The sequence below is a fragment of the Variovorax sp. JS1663 genome, assembly GCF_002157355.1.
GTDB lineage: Bacteria > Pseudomonadota > Gammaproteobacteria > Burkholderiales > Burkholderiaceae_C > Variovorax.
Genome location: NZ_LYMK01000054.1, coordinates 1 through 20,127 on the forward strand (window position 1 = coordinate 1; position 20,127 = coordinate 20,127).

Here is a 20,127-nt window from a genome sequence, read left to right on the forward strand (position 1 = left end):
GGCCTCTGTTCATCGCGGTATCTCCAGTTCCAAGATACCGCAAAGGCATGCATTATTTATGCCACTTATTAGCGGGACAGCACACTAGCTCCGACATCGTCCATCACCAGGCGGTCTACATCCAAGTGACGCGCTGAGGGTGCCGGGATGCTGAGCAACGATGCTCCCGAGCGCCCACAGGCCGCCGGGTTTTCAGGCGGGAGTGCAGGAGGTGGCAGCCGAAACATCGACGGGTCCGTGATCGACCAGATCAAGCATCGGGTCGACATCGTCGAGGTCGTGGGCCGGCACGTCGAACTCAAGCGCGCCGGAGGAGCGCTCTTCAAAGGCCTGTGCCCCTTCCACACCGAGCGCTCGCCCTCGTTCACCGTAACGCCATCCCGCCAGAGCTACCACTGCTTTGGCTGCGGCGCGCACGGCGATGCGGTCCAGTTCTTGATGGAAATGGAGGGCATGTCCTTCCGCGAGACGATCGAGGACATGGCTCAGGCTGCCGGGGTCGCGATCCCAGCACCGGACCCGCATGCGCCGGTGGTGCGGCGCCCGCCGCCCGATGTGAAGAAGGCGATGCACCTGGCGATGGCCATCGCAGCGGACCGCTACTCCGGCGAGCTCGCCGGCGCTCTTGACCTGATCCGGGCCCGGCCTGACGCCGCCGGCTTCCAGGCGGACAGCGCCCGCTATGTGCACTCGAAGCGCGGCATCCACAAGACCACCATCGACCGTTTCCGCATCGGCCTCGCGCCGGAAGGCTGGGGCACGCTGAAGGAACTGGACTGGCCGCGCGAGACGTTCGCGCCGGGCCAGCACGACGCGGCCACCACACTCGCGGCCGTCGACCTGATCCGTGTGCGCGAGGAGCGCGAGGGTGGCGCAGCCCCGGCAGCAGCCCCCCCACCCGCCGCATCAGTTCGCAAGCCCTTCGGGTTCCCGAACGCCACGCGCGCGGCGAGCCTGGCACCAGCAACCGCCCAGACGATAGCGGCGCCGCCGGCGCAACCGGCCTCCTACTATGACACTTTCCGTGCGCGTCTAATCTTCCCGGTCCGGGACACGGCCGGCAAGATCGTGGCCTTCGGTGGGCGCAGGCTCATCGAGGACAGCTCGGGGGCGAAGTACCTGAACAGCTCCGAGACGCCAATCTTCCACAAGAGCCACGTGTTGTACGGCCTGTTCGAGGCTCGCGAAGCGATCCGGAAAGCCAAGCGCGTGCACGTGGTCGAGGGCTACATGGACGTGGTCATGCTGGCGCAGTACGGCGTGGAGAACGCCGTCGCGTCCATGGGCACGGCAATGACGGAGAGCCAGCTTCAGACGCTCCTGCGCTTCACCGAGTGCGTGATCTTCGTGTTCGACGGCGACGCTGCCGGCCAGAAGGCTGCCCGCAAGGCAGCCGAGACCGTGCTGCCGCTGGTACGCGCGACCCACGACATCCGCATCCTGACACTACCTGACGGTCAGGACCCGGACGACTACGTCCGCACGCATGGTCGTGACGCCTTCGACCAGCTCGTGGAGGCCTCGGCCAAGTCGCTCTCGTTCTTCCTGCGCGACCAGTTGCTCGAGGAGTGCGGCGGCGCGAAGTCGCCCGAGCAGCGCGCCCGTTTTCAGCAGCGCTTCCAGCAGATCCTGAAGCTGATGACGGCCGATCAGACCCTGGCGAGGGAGTACTGGAAGATGTTCCAGCAGGCGCTCACCGGTGACGAGGCCCGCCCAGCGCCGCCTGGCGCCGCGGGCAGCAACTCTTTCCAGTCCTTCGGCTACCGCCGGCCCGCCGTCACCACCCCGGCGCGGGCGCCCGTGCTCACCGCCGCGGAAAGCTCGATCGTGGCCAAGCTTCGCGATGCCGTGCGCGCGGCCCCCGAGGTGGCGCTCCAGGTTCGCGACGAGATCGTCGGGCTGCTCGACCTGGACGATCCGGCCGAGCTGCGCCTGCAGAAGGATATGGACGCCCTGGACGAGGCCTTGCCGCCGCAGCGGGCCGCCGAGGGGTCGCCGGAATGGCTCCTGGCGCGTGATGCCCTCCTCTCGCATGCGGAACTCTTCGAGATCCACCGCCGCCAGCAGGTTCGCGCCGAACTGCAGGCCCAGCGCGCGAGCGGCGAAATCTCGACGGCGGACTACATTCGCGAGCTTCGGGAGCTTGGATGAGGGCACGTCCTCCCCGCCTCACGCGCACGAAAGGCGGGGACCCGAAGGGCGTTCGACGGTTACAAAGTTTCGTCGAATTTAAGTCAAGCGATGACCCAGCGCCGCCACAGGTCTGAGAAGGAACGTTTTACTTAAATTCGATGAATTGAGACGATGCACTGGTCCGCGCGCAAGCTCGCGGCAGCAACTCCACCAGGTGCACATGTCATCCACAGACCGCAGTCGCATTGCAATCGCCTTCAGAAAGGCGCTTCAGTTCCGGCGAGAACAGATCTACGGATCTCCCGAAGACCGGCATGCCCCACATTCCATCGCTGAGTCAGCAACGACCCCATACCTTGGCTACGTTGGAACCAGGTACCGGCCTGGGGGCACCCTGCTGGTCGCGGCCAATCCAGGTGGAGGCGGTGACTTTCAAACGAAGACATCTGGAGATGCAGCCCTGGAGAAAGCTCTCCTGGCACTGCGTGACGCTCCATCCGATGTCTCCGCCAGCGCCTTGCTCGACGAGGTGGTGGCCGCCTACATAGAGCAGTTTAAAGTCATTCAATCTGCGCAAGATCGTCTACCCGGTGTTGAAGGCCGCGAAGGTCGACGTCACCGAGATCGCCTTCCTCAATGCCTTCCCCTATCGGACGCGCGACAACGACGCACCATCGGATAGCTTAATCCGCTTGGCGTCCAGGGAGATCGGCAAACCACTGGTCGAGGTGCTGGCTCCGGCGCGCATATTCTTCCTCGGGTCAGGCATGGGGAAGATTGCATCGGAGGCAATGCAGGCCCCGACGATCCATATCCTGAAGCGTGCGCGCGGCGACTCGTACGTGTTGCCCGAGACCCAAAAGCTCTTGGACGGGCTAGGGTGAGAGTTACCCGCGCGGAACGTCCACCGGCGGCGCGCTACCCGCCATCAGCACGTCCTTCAAGGACGGTTTGGCCCGCGCCGGCGCGATCACCTGACCCAGCGCCTTCTGCCAGGTCATGTCCGTGCCATGGAACTCCACGGCCTCAGGTGCGTCGAGCATGAGTTCGAGCCCGATGCGTTCCTGGTCGGTGAAGCGATGTGCGGTGGTGGTCATAGGGCCACTTTACTGGAATTTGCGTCAAGTCCCGCGAAAAATACGGGGAAGGAAAGCACGTATTCTTCCTTGTGTCCTTGCGCGAAATGCCTTTGGATGTAGATACTGTTTTTGATGCCCGCCGATTCTTCTCTTCGTGCCTACCGCTTTCAGCTTCGCCTGCGACCCGCCCAGGAGAAGCAACTGGCGCGCTACGCTGGCATGATGCGCTGGCTCTGGAATCGTGCGCTGGCCGAGCAGCAGTCTCGCCGCGAGCGCGGTCAGAAGTACGCGGGCTACGCAAGCATGTGTGGCTGGCTCACGGTCTGGCGCAATGCGCCTGAGACCTCGTGGCTAGCCGAAGGCCCCGCGCAACCGCAGCAGCAGGTCCTGAAGCGCCTGGACACCGCGTTCCGGACTTTCTTCGCGAATGTGAAGGCGGGCAGGACGCCCGGCTACCCTCGCTTCAAGAAGAGGGGTGAGGAGCCTGGCATTCGCTTTCCGGACAGCAAGCAGTTCAAGCTGGACGCGGCCAATGGGCGCTTGCAACTGCCTAAGCTCGGTTGGCTGCGGCTGCGCATGAGCCGACAGGTCGTCGGCGAACTGCGCAATGCCAGCGTCACCCGAGAGGGCGTCCGCTGGTATGTAGCGATCCAGACGCTGCAGGCCGGCGTGGTGCCAGCCGCCTGCGTCGCGCCGTCGCTCGGCATCGATCTGGGAGTCGCCAACTTCGCGGGTCTTTCGGACGGGCGGCTCATTGAGCCGCTCGCGGCGCTGAAAGCACAGCAGCGGCGCCTGCGACGATACCAGCGCAGCGTCAGCCGCAAGGTCAAGGGCTCGTACAACCGCAAGAAGGCGGTCGTGAAGCTGCGCGCGCTGCACAAGCGCATCGCGCAGCAACGAAACGATTGGCTGCACAAGCTCACGAGCGGCTTGGCCAGCGAGCATCCCGTCATCGCGATCGAGGATCTTCAAGTTGCCTCGATGACCGCCTCGGCACGTGGCAACGCCGCGCTGCCGGGCAAGATGGTGCGCCAGAAGGCGGGCCTGAACCGCGCCATTCTGGATGCCGCCTGGGGTGAGTACCGGCGTCAGCTCGAGTACAAGCTCGCCGCTCGTGGTGGTCAAGTGTTGGCCGTGGATCCGGCCTACACCAGCCGCACCTGCCGGATCTGCGGCCACCAGGCAGCCGAGAACAGGAAGACGCAAAGTGTCTTCGCCTGCGTGGCCTGCGGCCATACAGAGCATGCGGACATCAATGCCGCAACGAACATTCTGGCCGCGGGGCACGCGGCCTGGATCTCGGGCACAAGCGCGAGATCAGATGCCTGTGGAGGGGTGGTCAGACGCGCAGCGTTCGCAAGGACGAAGCGCGCAGCCCCAGTGAAGCAGGAACCCACCGAAGGGCTTACGGATGCGTAGCAATGGCGTTCGACCTCAGTAGGAATTCTCGCCCGTCAGGGCGGGAAGGATGTCAATGGAAAGGGCGTGATCCTCACGGGATTTCTGCTCAGGACGGACCGATTCCGCTTCGAGCTCGTCCATCTCGAACGCCTTCCACAGCGGTTTCAGGAGTGCCGCGACCCTATGCGCATCGAACCCCGGCCCGTCCGGCGTGCGCAGGGCGGCCAGCGCGGAAGGCCTGGCAACGATCGTCTCCTTCAGGTGCCGCAGGAAGCTACTCGTGTCATGCCCGTCCTTTGATGCAGCAGCCTCCCGCCAGGCCGCGATGCCATCGAGCTGCCGCGGCGTGATCGCACCGCGCGCCAGCAGCGTCAGCACAGCAAAGCCGTCGGCATAGCGCTCCGACGATCGGGTCCGCTCGATGCTCTTCGCGAGCAGCTCCGCCGCCGGCGCGCCGACCATGAGCATGCGCTCGAAGCGCACGTCGAGAAGGTTGGACGCCACCCGTTCTGGTCGCACCCGCCCGGTCAGCGCGATGTCTCGCATCGCGGCAAGCCCCTCGCTGAACTGGGCGCAATGGGCCGCCTCGTGTGCGAGGACGAAGGCAGCAGCCGTGTCGCGATCAATGCCGGCGAGCCGCATCAGATCCCCGAACTCGGGCACAGCGCGATCCGGTACCAGGATCACGCAGCCCGTTCGGCCTGGCGCCTTGCTCGCGTAGGCCCAGGCATGCGGGTGATCGATCTGGGGGGCGATGCTCTCGATGTAGGCGCCCGTTCGCTCCTGACCTCCATTCACCGGGGGAAGCAGGCCCGGGTTCGCGCTGACGTAGTCGCCGACCTGGCCGCGCAGCTCGGTACCGGCCAGCGTAGCGCGATACGGGAAGGGGAACATGGCGACCTGCGTGCTCCGCGTCGCAGTCGCGATCTCCTGGGCGCCGGCCCGCCGCATAGCTGCGGCCACCAAAGCCTCTTGGGCGCCCGGTGCCGTCGCCTGGGCACCCGGCACGAATGAGGGTGCTGGCTCAGGGGCTGCCGCCTGGACCGGCCCGAAGCTCATCGCGGCCGTGGCCATGATGGCGCCGAGCAGATGTGCGCGCCATTTCCGGTCCGACCCGTGGATCTCGACGCGCTCCGGCGCGGCGAGAAGCAGTTCAAGCTCTTCGTGCTTCATCCTGGGTGATCAGCGGGGGCGCGGAGCGCCGCCGCTCAGCGTCTCCAGGTCCTCGTCGGTGTACCCACGCGGATCGCTGCGCTGCGGGATCGCGCTGGCCTCTCCGGCTGGCCGGATACCGAACTGGGCAGCCAGGCTCACTCGCTCGGCAGACACCTGACCTACGCGCTCGGCGGGTCGCGTCGTCTGGTTGGCGCGCTGGTAGTTCTGCTCGAGTTCCATCTCGCGGGCCTCGAATGCCTTCCAGACCGGCTTCAAGAAGCTGGCCACGGCCTGCGCGTTGAAGCCAGCGCCTTCGGTAGACCGCATGGCCTGCTGCACCTTGGGGTCGCGCTGGACCTGGTCCTGCACCCACTTGACGAAGTTCGAGGTGTCATGGCCGCCCGCGTTGATGCGCCAGGAGGCGATGCCGTTCCATTGCTGGCCGTTGAGCGGCTGCTGGGCGTTCATCGCAAGCGCGGCGTAGGCGTCGGCGTATCGCTCCGACGAACGGATCGTCTTGTCGCCCGTCGCGGGGCTGCTCAAACGCCCGAAGTCGCCCGTCTTGATCGCCTTCTCGGTGTGGACATCGACGAGGCCGGAAACCATGATGCGCTGGCGAGCTTGCGCGGACCGGCCGGTCTGGGCGTCCAACGCAGCAGCGATGGCCTCGCCCTGCTGCGCGCAATGAGCGGCCTCGTGCAGCACCGCAAAGTCCATCGCCTCCCTCGGCGAGAGGCCCGTCTTCTGCGACATGCGCTGGACAAAGTCGGTCTGGTTGGAATGAACCACGAACAGGCAGCCGGAGGTGTTCGGTTGCGCGCCCATGTACATCATGGCGGTCGGTCCTTCGACCTTGGCCTGCATCAAACTGTCGCGCAGCAGCCCCTGGCCACCGACGCCCGCCGGCGGAACAACCGCCACCGCGCGCTTGGCAGCGTCGTCAAACTGGCTGTATGCGTCGCCCGAGGAGATGACCACCGGGAACATCACGGGGCGCAGCTTCGAGGTGGCGGCGATTGAGCCCACGTCGTTGCGCACCATCACTTCGGCGAGCTCGGTCGTCGACTGGGGCACCTCGGTGCGTGCAAGGCCCAGCGACTGGGCCAACGATGGCTTCGCTTGCGTGGTCGTGCGCACGTTGCCGCCGGTGTTGAAGATCGTGCGGTTCACCACGTTGCCGTTCTGGGCCCCTGGCGCATTCGCCTCCGAGGTAGTGCCCTTGACAAGATCCCGCGTCCCTTGCGAGACCGCCGAGATGCCCTCGTTCATGACGTTGCGCACACCGGTGGCCACCGCGTTTGTCGCGACACTGGACACCACGTTGGAAATCGTGCGCTCGAAGAGGCTGGGGCTGTCGGCATGCGCAGCTGGCGCGAAGCTCATGGCGGCAGTGGCCATGATGGCGCCGATCACGCCGTTCTTCCAGGCGGTGTCGTTTCCGTGCACTTCGACGACTTCGGGTTCAGCGAGCATCGCCTCGAGCTGGGCTCGCTCTGCGGCAGAAAAGCGGTTCTGTGTTGCCATTTCGGGACTTCTAGTTGGAGGAGGAAACGGAGCGGCCATGAGTGGTGGCCGCAGACGGGGTGGAAGCAGCGTTGCGCGCCTTCATACCGGACGCGAGCACTTCCTTGAGTCCTTCGCTGCTCTCGCGGCGCGCGGTGATCTCTGCCTTCTCGAACGCGTTCCACTGGGGGCGGAGAAATGCGGCGATCGCCTGCGCGTCGAAGCCCGGCCCGGCTGCGGTCTGCATCGCCGCGAAGGCGGAAGGATCCCGGCGCACCTGGTCGCGCACGAACGCGAGGAAGCTGGCCGTGTTGTGGGTGGGGGCGTCGCTCAGCCGCCAGGCGATCAGACCCTCGATCTGCTGCCCGTTGATCCGGTTCTGGGCCATCAGGGCCATCATCGCGAAGGCATCAGCGAAGCGCTCAGCGCTCAGCATGTTGGACCGGCCAGATAGGAAGCCGCTCATGAAGACCTCCGCTTCCTTGCCGTTGGCGATTGCCTCCTCGGCCTGCGCGCCGAGCATGCCCGATGAGACGCGCTCGGGGAGCACGCGCCCGCTCTTCATCACGTCGTAGGCGGCAGTCACTGTCTCGGCCTGCTGCGCACAGTGCGCGCTTTCGTGCATGACCGCGAAATCGAGGGCGGCTTCGGTGCTCAGGCCTGTGGCCCGCGCGAGTGACGCGATGGCCGGCGCGTGCTGGTCGCTGATGAGGAAGGTACAGCCCGTGCGGCCCTTCTCCTTCGCGACATAGCTCCACGAGACTGGTGTTTCCGTCTTCGGAACGTCGGCGACCAGGTTGTTCTGCAGCCGGATGGGGCCACCCAGCGCCGGCTCCATGACCCGTCCGCTAAAGACGAACTGAACCACCTTGTCGTGGACCTGGTCCTCGTTCATTCCCGCAGGAAAGGCGAACGGGTATACGGTGGGCTTCACGCTCACGGCAGTGGCGGCGATCTCCTGCGCGCCGGCGCGGCGCATCAACTCACCGGCGGCTGCGTCCGTACTCGGCACGACCGCCTTCCTCGCGAAGAAGGAAACGGGCGGCGCGTCGATATGGGAGAGGTGGCTTGGGTCCGTGTCTGCGCGAGCAAAGCCGAAGCTCATGCCCGCGGTCGTCGCGACTGCCGCGAGCACGCCCGCGCGCCAGGCGCGATCCGAGCCGTGGATCTCCACGCGCTCGGGCGCGTCGAGCATGCCCTGCAATGAGGCACGCTCTTTCGCGCTGAAACTTTTGGACGACAGGACTCGCATGTTTCGATCATCCGCGCTGTTTCAATATCTCGCGGAAATGTTTTCTCGCAGAGCAATTTTCTTCAGGTACCGACCGAACGACGATCGGCAATTGACTCGCAAATTGCCGGCGGTGGTAATGCGAAAGCGCGAAGCGCCACGGCAGCGAATCGGTGGCGTTTGGTTGCGAAATTACGGAAGATTGCGGTGCGCACACAGATGCACCGCGGACCGCTCAACGCGGCTGAAACGTCGGGTCAGCGGATCAGCGGGTGATCTTGATCGGGACAGGCACCATGTCGTTTATGGTAATGCGCCCCTTAATGATGTCGCCCGGGCCATCGAAGAGGGCCACGACGACCGTGTTGACCCACTTGGTCCGAAACTTGGGCGCGACAAAGAGCATGGTCCGCGCCGGCGGCTCCTGGAACGTCAGCTCAAGGGCGGACGCCAGCCAGCGGGCGCTCACTGGAGGCTGCATGCCCGGCTCTGCCTTGACGATCAGACACGCGGCGTCTCCGCGCTCCATCGTTGCGAAGTCGGTGATGACGAGGTTGTCCTTTGCGCGCGGCTTGTGCGACGGGTCGGGAAACCACGAGGCTTGGGGGCTGTTCATTCTTTGAGATTCCTTGGGGGTCAGCGGCTCACGGCGCGTTTGTTCGCAGCGACGAGCTGGGGCATCATTTCCGATCGGATGGCTGCCTGGGCGGCATTCGATTCGATGACCGATGCGACGATCTGGCGGTCCAGGGCGAGGCTTTGCAGCCATGCGTTCATCGCTTGCATGCGCACGTTCTCGCGGGCGATGTCGGTGTCGGACATCGTGAGCAGGCGAAGCTGCCAGTCCGGGTTCATGTAGCGGCGCTGAGTTTCCAGAGCGATCAGTTCCGCCATCGAAATGCCCTTGCTCGACCAGTTCGGCGCGTTCTTGTCCAGATACTTCTGGACATAGGGGCCGTCCTCGGACTTGAGCATCTGCTTGACCATCTCGATCAGCTCGGGCTTGGCCGCGAGCAGGTTCGCCTGCGCCTCCTGCGGATACTTCGCCACGCTCATGCGCGCCGCAAAAGCATTCTCCAGGGCCATGAACTGGCGGCCCGCGTCCGTGGCGCGCTGCGCCTTGGTGAGGTCCTGCAGCTGCACGGGCTGGTCGAGGTTGCGCATGAGTGCGCGCAGCGCCGTACCCTCCGCACCTGACATATCGACGGTCAGGCGTCGGGTGAATTTCGTGCCGTCCGCGTCGGTCTGGGGACCGTCGAAGAGAGTGGAGGCGCGGATGTCCGCGTCCGGATAGCCAGCGCTGTTCGAGGCGGAGAACCCGGAGTCTGTGCAAGCGCTCCCCCGCAGCCCCCCGTTGACGGCGAACGTCGAGCATGCCGCCTTGGCGGCTTTCGCAGCCTCGACCTCAGGAAGACCGGCAGCCTTGCGCTTCTCGGCCACATCCAGCACGTCATTCATGCCTGCGGAGCCGCCGGGCGCCGGCTTCGGGCCCCCTCCCCCGCTGCCGCCACCTGTTGCGGTCACACCGCCGCGGCTGGCTTCCGACGTGCCGATCGTGCTCACGAGCACGTTGCAGGGATCGATGCCGCTGAAGCGCTGCTCATCGCGAATCGTGGCCTGTTCGGAGGCGGTGCGCTGGGCGGATTCCGCCACAACCTTTGCGGCCCCGCTGGAGGCCTTCGAGGTGGTCTCGGCCGCGCCGGAGATGGCGTTGGCCAGGCCCCTCTTCAGGTCCGCGATCTTGTCCGAGAGCGTCTCGGTCTGGTCACGGAAGCCGTTCTGGATGGTTTGGGTGATCTGCTGCGTCGACTGCTGCACCGTTGCGATCAGGATGCCGTCAGTCACGGGGATCTGGGCGTGGGCTGCGCCCGCGATGGCGGACAGCGCCAGCATCGGCGCAAGGCGTCGATGAAGGATGGTTCGAGTTTTCATTGTGTCGATGGAGACCGGGTTCAATGGATGCTCAGCACTTGCCGCTGATCGAGCACGAGATCTGATCCCAGAGGGAGCCGGTCGCCGCGTTGGCGGCTTGGTTCACGCCGGTCTGAATTCCGCTCGTTGCGTTGCCCGTCGCCGCTCCGACAACGCCACTCCCGATACTGCCCAACGTACCGCCCCCAAGAGCGTCCTTGACGCCACTATTCACCCCGTGCAGGGCGTCGTTCACGCCGCTGTTGATGCCGCCCGTGACCTGCCTGGTTGCCTGATTGAGGGCGGAGCAGGCGGCGCTCGCGATCTGGCTGGACGCCTGGTTGACGATCTGGTCCATGAACGACGAGCCTGACGTATTCGCCATGTTGGGGATCACCCGCGCAATGGCGCTCGTAACGGTGCTCTGGCAGTTCGCAGCCTGGTTGATCGCGCTCGACAGGTTCGAGTTGGCCGTGTTCTGGCGCTGGATTGCGCGATCCAGCGCAGCCCTGCTCGCCGAGGTGGCCTGACCGCAGTAGTCGACTGCGGCCTGCGCAATGCTGAGGTTACCGAGCGCCAGGCACAGAGCCAGGATCAGGCTCTTGCCCTTCGTGAATGCCTTCGATCGGCTCTTCGGGCTTGCGATTGATGAATTGCTGCGCATAGTTTTCGACTTCTTGGGAAAGGCTCAGCGCTTGGCGCTGTGCGAAGGAGAGGCGGTCCTCGCCATCGGGCACCAGCGTCTGGGACTGGAGAATGGCGGCGATGAGATCGGTGCAGCGACCGAGGCTGCCCTGCAACCAGGCCGTGCGCAGGTCGAGCTTCAGTCCGGCGGGGTTCTCGGCCGCCTGCAGGTGGTCGACGATCTCGGCGATGCACTGGGCCGCGCGCGCCGGCGGGACGCCCAGCACGCTGAGTCGGCCGATGGCGGCGGTGACGGAAACGTAGAGCCGCGCCTGGGCGGTCTCGACCGTGTCCGCGACCGCGTAGCCGTCGAAGCCCACGCGACCGGCGATCTCCTCCGCATCCTGGGCGATCGCGCCGAGTTGCGTCGCGAGCGATTCGTTGAAGGCCTTGATCTTGTCGGCGCTCATGCCGCCTTCCCAAGCCATGCAGATCGTGTTGGCCGCGGCGTCAGTCGCCTGCGCGCGCAGCCAATCTGGGGCCGGGCCATTGAGAACGCAGCGCTGAGCGAGGGACGTTCCCAGCTCGAGAGCCTGGCGGTGCAGATCGCGCAGCGTCTCGCTGCGCACATGCTCTTCGGCCATGATCCCCGGCCGCGCCGCCACGGCGCCGACCAGCCGGGTCAGCAGCTTGACCGTGGAGATGTGGACCTTGGTGCTGCCCGCGGCCCGCTGCGAGGCAACCGCCCCCGAGAAACCTGCCGCCGGCGCTGGTGCCGCTACACGCGCAGGCGCAGGAGCGGCGCCCACGCGGGCAAAGCCGGAGGGCCGGAACACGGCGGCCGGGGCGGCTGCGGGGGCCGCAGCTGGAGCGGCAGCCGCCGGCGCTTTCGCCGGCGACGGCGCAGACACGGGCTTGGAAGCACTCGCCTCCGCCGGCTCCAGGGTCTGGCGGCCAAAGCCGAATCCCAGCGGACGGGGCGCGGCCTGAAAGCGTGCGGCAGTCGATGCGGCTGGTGCCGGAGGCGTTGCAGGAGCCGGGGCAGGAGAAGCTGAAGCGGCAGGAGCCGGTACCGGCTGCGTTGCCTCGTAGTCGTCCTCGCCACCCGGATACGGGTCGACAGCGGCGTCGGTCACGGGCGCACCGGCCGGGTTCTTGACTTCCGGCTCAGCGGCGGCCACGCCAGAGCCCTTCGTGTGAAGACGCCCCGTTTTGAGCTGATGCTTGAGGAACTTGTTGCCACCGAAGCCGAATGCGGCCCCTGCCGCGGCCTTGGGCGTGTCAGTAGTGGTAGTCATGCGGCCATCGATGTCTGGGGTTGCTGGGCTTCGGCGCGTGCAGCGAGTGCGGCGGTGTAGGCGTCGAGGGATTGGCGTTCCCGCTCGTAGCCGTCATCCCTGAAACGCTCGAACACGGTCATCAGATCGACGCGTTTGTCATCGTTCCAACCGAACAGGCGATCCGCAGCCTGCTGGAACAGCAGCCCTCGCAGAACGCCGACGTCATCACCCAGAGGGCGTACCGTTACGGTGAACTCGAAGGCACCGGGAGCCGCAAAGGCCTGTGCGCCCACGAGCTCCATGTCGAAGTCGCTTTCGATGCCCACGCTCAATTCCCGAGCGATCCGGACAGCCTGCGCCACAACGGCGGGCATGAATGAAAAGTCCTTGCCAGCGAAGATCTCGGCGGGGATGTAGTCGACGCCGCCCGCAGTGAAGGAAACCTCGTTGGTGACGGCCAGGTTGATGAGAAGACGTTCGACGGAGATCATCAGCAGGCCATCGGACGGTAGGACGGCTCGTCCTCAGGGCCGAACTCCAGGTCGCCCTGGATCATGTGCATGAGGCTCATGGCCAGGCGCCCGGTCGTGACCGGTTCGTCGCCGCGAGCAACCTCTTCCTCGGTCTGGGGCAGCGCGACCTCGTTGTCGACGATGGTCGAGTTCTGGGTGCGGATGCGATGAAGCGCGGCTTCAGGATCCATCAGGATCGCCTGTTGCACCGAGCGCCAGTCCAGGTCCGGCGCGCAGATGTTGCAGCATTCCTCGAACGAGAGGATGCCCTTGTTGCTCGCCACCCAGTCGCGGCCCACCTCGAGCTCTTCGACGGAGAGGTTTCGGTTGAGGAAGCGCTCGCCGCGCTTGACCTTCTGGAGCAGCACCATGTCCTCGATGCTCGAACGGATCAGGCTGGCGGCCAGCTTGCGCTCGCCCTCGGTGGCGAAGTGATACAGCTCGATGTCGTCGAGCACGACGGGGTTGTCCCAACCAACACACGGCTTCATGAGGGGCTCCTGCGCCTACAGCTTCTTCGGGGGAAAGGGGAAACGCAGGCGCGGGACCTGCGGCAGAACGACGCGGGAAGGATCGCGTTTCAGTTCGCGCAGCAGCCTCGCATAGCGCTGATCGAAGGCTTCACCGTCGATCTGCGCCGCAACGCATGCCGCGGCCTTCGGCTCTCCGCGCACGATCGTGGCGTGGAACAGAGCCCGAAGATCGTCGGGCAGTTGCTCGACGCACGCCAGGACACGACCCATCCGGCTCATCGAGGTATGGCTTGCAACGGCCCCGCGCATACCGATCAGCCTCGCGGAGCGTTGCTGGTGTCGGCTTCGTGCGCAGCCTCAGGCGCCTGGCGCAGGACCGGCACCTGGGCACGCCATTCGGCGCCGGCCTCGAGGAGGTCAGCGCGCGCGGGTGCGCCACCGGTCGAATAGGCGGCGAGGACGCTCTTGACCTTCTCGACGGTGACACCGACGCCGGCCGAGATGCGGTCCAGGAGCTTGTTGAGCTGGGTTGCCCGCTCCGGCGATGGAGCGATGCCGTTCATGGTCATCGCCACGCCTCCCAAAAGTGCAGTCATCTGATGTTCCCTTGCTTGCTGCGAGAAGTTGAGGTTCATAAAAAGTGGCTCTCCATTTAAATTGTGTCGTAATACTTTCACGAACAATCCAATTTTCGTCGGAGTCACCTTAGGGCGCTATCTGTTGGCAAAACGCCACGCGAAGCGAACGCCTCGACGAGCAACCTTTTCACCATTTCCGAAATCTTTTGTTTTAGTAGGTCCGAGTTCGCACGCCCTTCTGCGACGTCTGCGAGCGCGAGCTCCCAGAGCGCGGTCATCGAGACGCTCTTGAGCGAGTCCGGCAGCTGGCTCAGCAGATGCGTGCCGAAATCGGTGATGTGCAGCTGGTGCTTCTTGCCCTTCTTGACCCGGCGCAGCAAGTCGCGGTCCAGGTGGTTCGTGATGATCGTGCCGCGCGTGCGCGACGTGCCGATGCCCTGCACGCGCTTGAGCATTTCCCGCTCGCGGTCGTTGCGCCCGAACTTGTGAGCCGACAGCATGTCGTCCATCAGCTCGTCTTCCGTGTAAGGGCTCGGCGGGCTCGTGCGCTTGGCTTCGATCTTCGCGCTCACTGCGTACATCACGGCGCCGGTCTGGTAGCCAGCGAACTTGTCGGTCGGGTCGGTCATCCGCGAATCCTTTGCACTTCACCGCGGACCTCGCCATCGCCGCCGGCGCCAGCTTCCGCCTCACCGCTCGACTCGCTGTCGGCTTCGACTTCCTTCCAGCCTTTGCGAATCTCCTGCTTCTGACTGGCGCGGAACTCGTCCTGGCCGAACCGGCCGATCAGCGAGTGCTGCTTGTAGACGTAGTCCGGGTAGAACTGGGCCATGAAGCGCTTGGCGATCGTGCGGAAGACGGCCTGCTCGTTCCGGCTCGCGCCGCTGTTGGGCAGGCCCATCGGGACGATCGCAAAGTGCTCGTCGAGCTTTGCGTCGTTGAAGGCGGCGCCCTTGATCTCCATGTGAGCGCCCTGGGCCTGGCCGGGAAAGAGCTTCGCCAGCTGGGCCATCACCTTGCGCGCGTCCGCGTGCATCGATTCGGGCAGGAAGCGGCAGTCGGTCCCGACGTACGAGATCGCCTTCGACTTGTAGAGGTTCTGGGCCGCGTCGGTCACCTCGTCCAGCGTCATGCCGTGCTGGCGCGCAGCCTCGGCCTGGAGCGCCCCAAGGGAGAACGGAAGCGGGGGCTTCTCGCTGTGCTCCTTCGCGGTAGCCTGCACGCAGGTGCCCTTCAGGCCACCGGTGATCGCGCGGACGATCTGCTTGGCGACCTGTTCGTCGATGATTCGGCCTTCCAGGTCGAATCCCGGCGTGCCGGCAGCCTCTTCGCGCTTGTGCCAGCGCATGACGGTGCCGTCGCGCAGCGTGATCACGGGGATGAAGTAGTCGGTCGGCTTGAAGTTCTCGATGGCCCGGCGCCTCGCGTCCACCATCTCCAGAACTGGGGTCTGCACGCGGCCGACGCCGATGTTCGATTTGCGCAGCAGCGCCTGGTAGGCCATCGAGGGGTTCAGCCCCCAGACCCAGTCCAGGTACTGGCGCACGCGGGCCGCTTCGCCGCGGTTGGCCCACTTCGGGTCCCCGTTGCGGTCGAAAGGCTTCCTGAGGGTCTGGGCGATGTCTTCGGCCCGGTTGGACACCAACTCGACGCGAAAGACGTTCGGGCCGGCCGGGTCGATTCCGAAGTGCTCGAGGAGCTCGTCCACGATGAGCTGGCCTTCGCGATCGGTGTCGCCGGCGTTCATGACCTTGATGCCACGACGCAGGAACTTCTTGGCCACCAGGTACGGGCCGAATGGCTTCCCGGCACCAGCTGGCTTCCCCTTGGCACCCTTCTTCTCGTCTGTGCGCGGGTGGGAGATCAGCTTTGGAGGCAGGACGGGCAGGAAGTCCTTGTACCGGTCGAAGACCCGCTCCTCTTCGAGCTTGGCCATCTCAGGGGACAGGTACTCAGAAACCCGTGCCGTGGTGAGCAAGTGCCCGGCCAGGGGCAGCACCACATGGCCGTTGCTGATGACGAAATAGCCGTCGCGAGGCGCCGTCGACTCGTTCGTGCAGGAGATGCCATAGGCGAGCTTCATCCCCGCGACCAGATCCTTGGCCGCCGAAGGCTTCTCCGCTATCCATACGACCTGTTCACCTGCCATTGCTTGCTTACTTGCTTCGTGATAATTGTTACGTTTGCGGCAATACTACTGCACGAACGCATTCGCCCGAGCAGATGGTGATTCTTTGTGTTGGTTTCGTGCTGATCGGGCCGCACGCCGCCAGCGCGGGTCCCCAACGCGTGCAGGCCGCCGGCGCCGCCGGCGCGGTGTTGACAGTGAGCTGCGATGGCGCAGTGCGGGGCCAAGCCTTCGATGTCCAGCGCGCTCGCCCGGCGAAGCGTTCGCTGGCGACAGCGTGCACGCAACGATGCGGGCGCGCGGGGCTGTCAACATGGAGGACAGCTAATTGGCCACCTCAGATGAGTCAAGTGAACCACCAGCTGAAACACCAGTCGAACCACCAGCTGAAACCCCAAGCGAACCACCGGCTAAAACAGCAAGCAACGAAACAGCGCGCCAGAAGCCAATCTAGCGACCCGCCTGAGATCGGGAACCGTGTGTTTATGGTCGGCGTCTTTTTCTTTGTTTTCTTTCTCGGCTGCGCGGGTTTCATGCTCGAGGCGGGACGGGAGTACAAGACACATGCCCTCGTCGTGAGCTCTCTATGGGTGATCGGCGTGCCGATCTTCTTCTTCTGTGAGCATGCGTTCATCTACCGAAAATGGGGCGACCCGGCGGAGTTCGATCAGTTCAAGCGCCTGCAGGACACCGCTGCGAAGATCTGGGCCGCGGCTGTTCTGGTCCTTGCGGCATTGCTTGCCCATGGTGAAATGAAGGCGCCGCCACCATGCTGCATCGTGCCCGCTCAAGCGAGCACCGCGGCCCCTGCAAAGTGACCTGGCTCCAGGGCCGGTGACGACACAAGCGGGCGAGCGCCCTCTCCATCTCGCTGCCGCAGATCACCTGGAGGCCCGATCAGGACACGCCAGCCGGGACAACCGACGGCTTGATCACGATCCGCCGCTTGCTTGTGATGATCTCGCCGATCCTCGGATCGATGCTGATGAGCTTCTCGCCGCTCGGGAAGCTATCCCCGACGGCAACCCGGCGCCCGCTCTTGAAGGTCACGCCGCCGGCCTGGATCTCGGACAGGCCGGCCTCTTCCTTCGTGACGCGTTCGGTCGGGCCGTTGGTTCCAGCTACTGGCACGGGTGCGGCCACCTGGACCACGGCCTCCCGGCGCTCCGGCTGCTCGACCGGCGGCTTGGCACGCGTTGCCGCAGCCCGTGCTTCAGCCTGTTCGCGTTCCTTCCGCTGCTGCGCCTCGTGGGCAGCCTTGGCGAGCTTCTGCTCTCGCTCGAGCTTGGCCTGGCGCTCCGCCTTGGCCTTGCGCTCTGCTTCATCGGCGGCCGCGGCTGCCTTTCGCGCCTCGGCGGCCTTTCGCTCGGCTTCCTCGGCTCGGGCAGCATTCGCGGCCAGGGCGACGTCCTCTGCCGGGGCCGCAGCCTCCACCTTCGCGACCGGGTTCGAGGCCACGGCCTGAGCAACCACTGGGGTCGGCTCAGGACTCGCCGCCTGCTTTGCCGCCGGCGCCGGGGCCGCCCGGGGGGGCTCCTCAAGGGAAACGAGCGCATCGACATCCGCGCCAGGCGCAACCGCCCTTGTCAGGATCTCGACCTGGTGCAGCCGCGACGCATCATCCTTGGCGGTTTGCAGCTGCTTCCAGAGCGGCACGCCGGCGACGACCGCTCCGGTCGTCGCGCCAACAAGGAACGCTGAAGCAAGCCACGCCCAAGCCGTGAACCGCACGCGGTTGACCACGCTCATCGTCATGGGAGGATTCGCCGCCATCATCCTGCCCCGGTGCCCAGCATCGACTTGATGACGCTGGAGTTCAGCTTCGCGCCCATCGGGATGTTGAACAGTGGCGCGCGGATGACCGCATGAATGTCAGCGCCATCACCGATCTGCAGGTCTTCGCTCGCGATGAGCAGCGCGCTGTCCTTGGCCGCCTTGGCCGGATCGCCCACCTTGCCGGCTACAGCAATGCGCTCGGCCGACAGGCGCCCACTGAAGTGAGCCCCCGGTGCGATGATGACAGTGCCCTTGGCGCACTCGAGAGTTCCGCGGAACTTCCCGTAGATGACCACGCCGCAGTCCAGTTTCAGGTTCCCGTCGAACACCGCCGTCGGGGGAATCACCATGCCGATCGCGTGCTCCTCGATGGACAGGCGCAGGGTCGAGACTGCCTGCTCGGCGTCCGGGTGAGCGGACGCATGGGCGCTAAGGGGTGCTGAATTCATGGTGGCCTGGTGATTTAGTTCGCGTCTTCGCGCACGAGAACGCTTGCGGAAGAGGTCCGGTAGATCCGGCGCGCCGGGTCGGTCTGGAGAAGAAGTTCGCCGTTGGGGAGGGCTTTGCCGAGCTGCACGCGCAAGGGCCGGTCGGCCGCATCCTTCAGGGCGATGGTGACGCCATCGGCGTCGACCTGAACCACCTTCCACGCCGGAAGCGTCGCAGTCAGGCGCTGCTGGGCAGCGGACGACCCGAGGTGGATCTGCAGGAGCGAGCCGAAGGCGAATGCAGCAATCGTGCAGGCCACCGCAAGGACCACCACCGTGCGCATGCGAATCCGCGAAGCGATGGAGTTCGCGTTGAGGGCCGCGGTGTCGGCAGATTCGGGGCCGAAACGGATCCACGGGACGCCCTTGGCGGAGATCACCGGCCCGGCGAAGCCCGGCAGATCGATCACGTCCGCGCGAAGCAAAGCCCGCGTCCAGTCGACCGAGGTCACGGCCTGTCCGCGCGAAGGCACGTTCGCGCGATCGGCGCGAGCAATCCCTGTGGCTGAGGGGCGCCCCTCAGAATTTTTCGTCTTCAATGCTGTTCCCCAAGATCGATGCGCGCGAGTTCGAATGCTGCGCTCGTTGCCAGCTTTCGCGTTTGTGGCATGCTATTTTTACGGAGATAATAGCATCGCCTCACTCAGCACAGCAATGCCTCCCAGCATGACTACTTCCCGGAAGAAGCGCTCCCGCGCGCCCCGCCCGTCCTTGCGCAGCTCGCCCGACCAGGCGGAGCTCTCCGCTCTCGTCCAGCAACCCGAACCGGCCGCGCCACCGCCAGCGGCCTCGGCGCCGGTAGCCCCCTCGCTGGCCAGCCCGCGCAGCCCGGCCAGCCCGGCCGATACGGTCCAAGTCGAGCCGGGGCCCGCGACGTTCTCGATCGACGAGATCTCGACGGCCGTGCACTATTGGGGCGAGGACGCCCGGGACAAGAGCGCCGCAAAGGTGAGCGGGGGCTTCGGCCCCAATGCATGCCTCGTGATCGAAGTGTTGACGCTTATGAGCGTCGTGAACCGCGAGCGAGCGGTCGCCTGCAAGCCCGGCTCCAACCTCGCCCGGGTGGTGAACGAAGCCCTCCAGGCGCGTCCATCCCTCCAACCCACTGATCGCCCGGCCCATGCTGTCGCCTGAACCGTACGTCCACCCCAAAGGCACGGCTCCCTCGGGCCTGCCTGAGCCGCTGACCCGGCGCGCGACGCTTCGTGGCCTGGGCGGCCTCGGCCTCGGCTCGATCCTCCTGTTGCAGCAGGCCGGCGTCGCACACGCCCAGGCGAGCGCCGCGGCGGCGGGCGCCCTCCCCCCTGCAGCGCAACGCGACGAGTTCTGGACGCGCGACCGCACCGTCTGGGTTCGCCGCACTTCCACGGGCGAGGTCGTCAAGAGCACCTACTGGCGCAACGGCCAGCTTGTCCAGAGTGAATACGAACGCCTGTGTTGGTTCGCGCGGGACACGACGCTGGAACGCCTCATTCGGGAGAACAGCCCCCACATTCGCATGGCGCTCGATTCGGGACGGTTCACCAGGGAGCAGATTTCCCAGTGGACCATGATGAGCCCGATCATCTTCGACGTGCACTACGCCATCACGAGCTGGCTCGGCTGGTTCAACATGGCCAGGCCGATCGACTGGACAAGCGCCTTCAGGCACCCCATCACCAACTCCATCACCGAGGGCTCGGCGCGCGACAGCTGGCACATGCGCGGCGGGGCGGTCGATGCGCGCATCCCGGGCGTTCCGATCGAGCAGTTCGGCCGCTTCGCCCAGTGGCTCGGCGCCGGCGGTGTCGGGGTCTACGTGGGGCGTTCCTTCACCCACACCGACTCTGGCAGGGTCCGATCTTGGAGGTCGTGA

At 65.6% G+C, this 20,127-nt stretch carries 24 protein-coding genes; 7 read left to right on the top strand and 17 right to left on the bottom strand.

Annotation, left to right across the window (positions count from 1 at the left end; all coding sequences use genetic code 11):
* The first annotated feature begins 237 nt into the window (after positions 1–237).
* Both A8M77_RS36275 and A8M77_RS30050 read left to right on the top strand, forming a co-directional pair.
* On the top strand, positions 238–2,151 hold the full coding sequence (locus A8M77_RS36275; protein WP_202820674.1) for a DNA primase: 1,914 nt from the start codon (positions 238–240) through the stop codon (positions 2,149–2,151).
* A 575-nt stretch (positions 2,152–2,726) separates the two neighbouring features.
* A complete protein-coding gene (locus tag A8M77_RS30050; RefSeq protein WP_143694808.1) occupies positions 2,727–3,017 on the top strand; it encodes a hypothetical protein in 291 nt (96 codons plus the stop codon).
* Positions 3,018–3,020: 3 nt separating this feature from the next.
* Here A8M77_RS30050 and A8M77_RS30055 read toward each other — a convergent pair whose 3' ends face one another.
* Positions 3,021–3,230 carry a hypothetical protein gene (locus tag A8M77_RS30055; RefSeq protein ID WP_086925135.1) on the bottom strand — a complete coding sequence of 70 codons (210 nt, stop codon included), beginning with the start codon at positions 3,228–3,230 and terminating at the stop codon, positions 3,021–3,023.
* A 114-nt stretch (positions 3,231–3,344) separates the two neighbouring features.
* Here A8M77_RS30055 and A8M77_RS30060 point away from each other — a divergent pair, with 114 nt between their 5' ends.
* Positions 3,345–4,631, top strand: a complete 1,287-nt coding sequence (locus A8M77_RS30060) for an RNA-guided endonuclease InsQ/TnpB family protein (RefSeq protein ID WP_086925136.1) — start codon at positions 3,345–3,347, stop codon at positions 4,629–4,631.
* A gap of 15 nt (positions 4,632–4,646) precedes the next feature.
* Here A8M77_RS30060 and A8M77_RS30065 read toward each other — a convergent pair whose 3' ends face one another.
* From A8M77_RS30065 to A8M77_RS30090, 6 genes are all read right to left on the bottom strand, one after another.
* Entirely contained in the window at positions 4,647–5,786 is a 1,140-nt protein-coding gene (locus tag A8M77_RS30065; RefSeq protein ID WP_086925137.1) for a hypothetical protein, read from the bottom strand.
* A 9-nt stretch (positions 5,787–5,795) separates the two neighbouring features.
* A complete protein-coding gene (locus tag A8M77_RS30070) occupies positions 5,796–7,331 on the bottom strand; it encodes a hypothetical protein (RefSeq protein WP_143694809.1) in 1,536 nt (511 codons plus the stop codon).
* Positions 7,303–8,523 carry a hypothetical protein gene (locus A8M77_RS30075; RefSeq protein WP_143694810.1) on the bottom strand — a complete coding sequence of 407 codons (1,221 nt, stop codon included), beginning with the start codon at positions 8,521–8,523 and terminating at the stop codon, positions 7,303–7,305. Before A8M77_RS30075 ends, A8M77_RS30070 begins: the two co-directional genes overlap by 29 nt.
* Before the next feature lie 244 nt (positions 8,524–8,767).
* Positions 8,768–9,118 carry a hypothetical protein gene (locus tag A8M77_RS30080; protein ID WP_086925140.1) on the bottom strand — a complete coding sequence of 117 codons (351 nt, stop codon included), beginning with the start codon at positions 9,116–9,118 and terminating at the stop codon, positions 8,768–8,770.
* Between the two features lie 20 nt (positions 9,119–9,138).
* Positions 9,139–10,458, bottom strand: a complete 1,320-nt coding sequence (locus tag A8M77_RS30085) for a hypothetical protein (protein ID WP_143694811.1) — start codon at positions 10,456–10,458, stop codon at positions 9,139–9,141.
* A gap of 7 nt (positions 10,459–10,465) precedes the next feature.
* On the bottom strand, positions 10,466–10,771 hold the full coding sequence (locus A8M77_RS30090; protein ID WP_086925142.1) for a hypothetical protein: 306 nt from the start codon (positions 10,769–10,771) through the stop codon (positions 10,466–10,468).
* Between A8M77_RS30090 and A8M77_RS36280 the strand changes: the two genes are divergently transcribed.
* On the top strand, positions 10,770–10,943 hold the full coding sequence (locus A8M77_RS36280; RefSeq protein WP_158101023.1) for a hypothetical protein: 174 nt from the start codon (positions 10,770–10,772) through the stop codon (positions 10,941–10,943). The genes A8M77_RS30090 and A8M77_RS36280 overlap by 2 nt on opposite strands.
* Positions 10,944–10,979: 36 nt before the next feature.
* Here A8M77_RS36280 and A8M77_RS36285 read toward each other — a convergent pair whose 3' ends face one another.
* The 7 genes from A8M77_RS36285 to A8M77_RS30125 all read right to left on the bottom strand — a co-directional run bounded on the left by A8M77_RS36285 (position 10,980) and on the right by A8M77_RS30125 (position 16,029).
* On the bottom strand, positions 10,980–12,218 hold the full coding sequence (locus tag A8M77_RS36285; RefSeq protein WP_158101024.1) for a hypothetical protein: 1,239 nt from the start codon (positions 12,216–12,218) through the stop codon (positions 10,980–10,982).
* Between the two features lie 113 nt (positions 12,219–12,331).
* Complete coding sequence (locus tag A8M77_RS30100; RefSeq protein ID WP_086925144.1) at positions 12,332–12,808, bottom strand: hypothetical protein; 477 nt, start codon at positions 12,806–12,808, stop codon at positions 12,332–12,334.
* Positions 12,808–13,320: a hypothetical protein gene (locus tag A8M77_RS30105; RefSeq protein WP_086925145.1), complete on the bottom strand. Its 513-nt coding sequence runs from the start codon at positions 13,318–13,320 to the stop codon at positions 12,808–12,810. Before A8M77_RS30105 ends, A8M77_RS30100 begins: the two co-directional genes overlap by 1 nt.
* A 15-nt stretch (positions 13,321–13,335) precedes the next feature.
* The gene (locus A8M77_RS30110) at positions 13,336–13,572 is read right to left on the bottom strand and encodes a hypothetical protein (RefSeq protein ID WP_086925146.1); all 237 of its coding nucleotides are present in this window, start codon (positions 13,570–13,572) and stop codon (positions 13,336–13,338) included.
* A gap of 44 nt (positions 13,573–13,616) precedes the next feature.
* The gene (locus A8M77_RS30115) at positions 13,617–13,937 is read right to left on the bottom strand and encodes a hypothetical protein (RefSeq protein ID WP_086925147.1); all 321 of its coding nucleotides are present in this window, start codon (positions 13,935–13,937) and stop codon (positions 13,617–13,619) included.
* A gap of 65 nt (positions 13,938–14,002) precedes the next feature.
* Positions 14,003–14,509, bottom strand: coding sequence for a DNA topoisomerase (locus A8M77_RS37315; RefSeq protein ID WP_086925148.1), 507 nt, complete (start codon positions 14,507–14,509; stop codon positions 14,003–14,005).
* Positions 14,506–16,029 (bottom strand): DNA topoisomerase, encoded by a 1,524-nt coding sequence (locus A8M77_RS30125; protein ID WP_086925149.1) that lies wholly within the window; start codon positions 16,027–16,029, stop codon positions 14,506–14,508. Before A8M77_RS30125 ends, A8M77_RS37315 begins: the two co-directional genes overlap by 4 nt.
* A 329-nt stretch (positions 16,030–16,358) precedes the next feature.
* Here A8M77_RS30125 and A8M77_RS30130 point away from each other — a divergent pair, with 329 nt between their 5' ends.
* Complete coding sequence (locus tag A8M77_RS30130) at positions 16,359–16,826, top strand: hypothetical protein (protein ID WP_143694815.1); 468 nt, start codon at positions 16,359–16,361, stop codon at positions 16,824–16,826.
* 79 nt (positions 16,827–16,905) lie between these two features.
* Here the strand turns inward: A8M77_RS30130 and A8M77_RS30135 are convergent, their stop codons facing one another.
* The 3 genes from A8M77_RS30135 to A8M77_RS30145 are packed head-to-tail and all read right to left on the bottom strand — an operon-like array spanning position 16,906 to position 18,724.
* Complete coding sequence (locus A8M77_RS30135) at positions 16,906–17,763, bottom strand: hypothetical protein (RefSeq protein ID WP_086925151.1); 858 nt, start codon at positions 17,761–17,763, stop codon at positions 16,906–16,908.
* Positions 17,764–17,780: 17 nt separating this feature from the next.
* Positions 17,781–18,233: a bactofilin family protein gene (locus tag A8M77_RS30140; protein WP_086925152.1), complete on the bottom strand. Its 453-nt coding sequence runs from the start codon at positions 18,231–18,233 to the stop codon at positions 17,781–17,783.
* Between the two features lie 14 nt (positions 18,234–18,247).
* Positions 18,248–18,724, bottom strand: coding sequence for a hypothetical protein (locus A8M77_RS30145; protein ID WP_086925153.1), 477 nt, complete (start codon positions 18,722–18,724; stop codon positions 18,248–18,250).
* A 214-nt stretch (positions 18,725–18,938) separates the two neighbouring features.
* Between A8M77_RS30145 and A8M77_RS30150 the strand changes: the two genes are divergently transcribed.
* Together A8M77_RS30150 and A8M77_RS30155 are read left to right on the top strand one after the other, a co-directional pair.
* On the top strand, positions 18,939–19,406 hold the full coding sequence (locus tag A8M77_RS30150) for a hypothetical protein (protein ID WP_143694816.1): 468 nt from the start codon (positions 18,939–18,941) through the stop codon (positions 19,404–19,406).
* On the top strand, positions 19,393–20,127 hold the full coding sequence (locus A8M77_RS30155; RefSeq protein WP_086925155.1) for a YcbK family protein: 735 nt from the start codon (positions 19,393–19,395) through the stop codon (positions 20,125–20,127). The genes A8M77_RS30150 and A8M77_RS30155 overlap by 14 nt, the downstream gene beginning before the upstream one ends.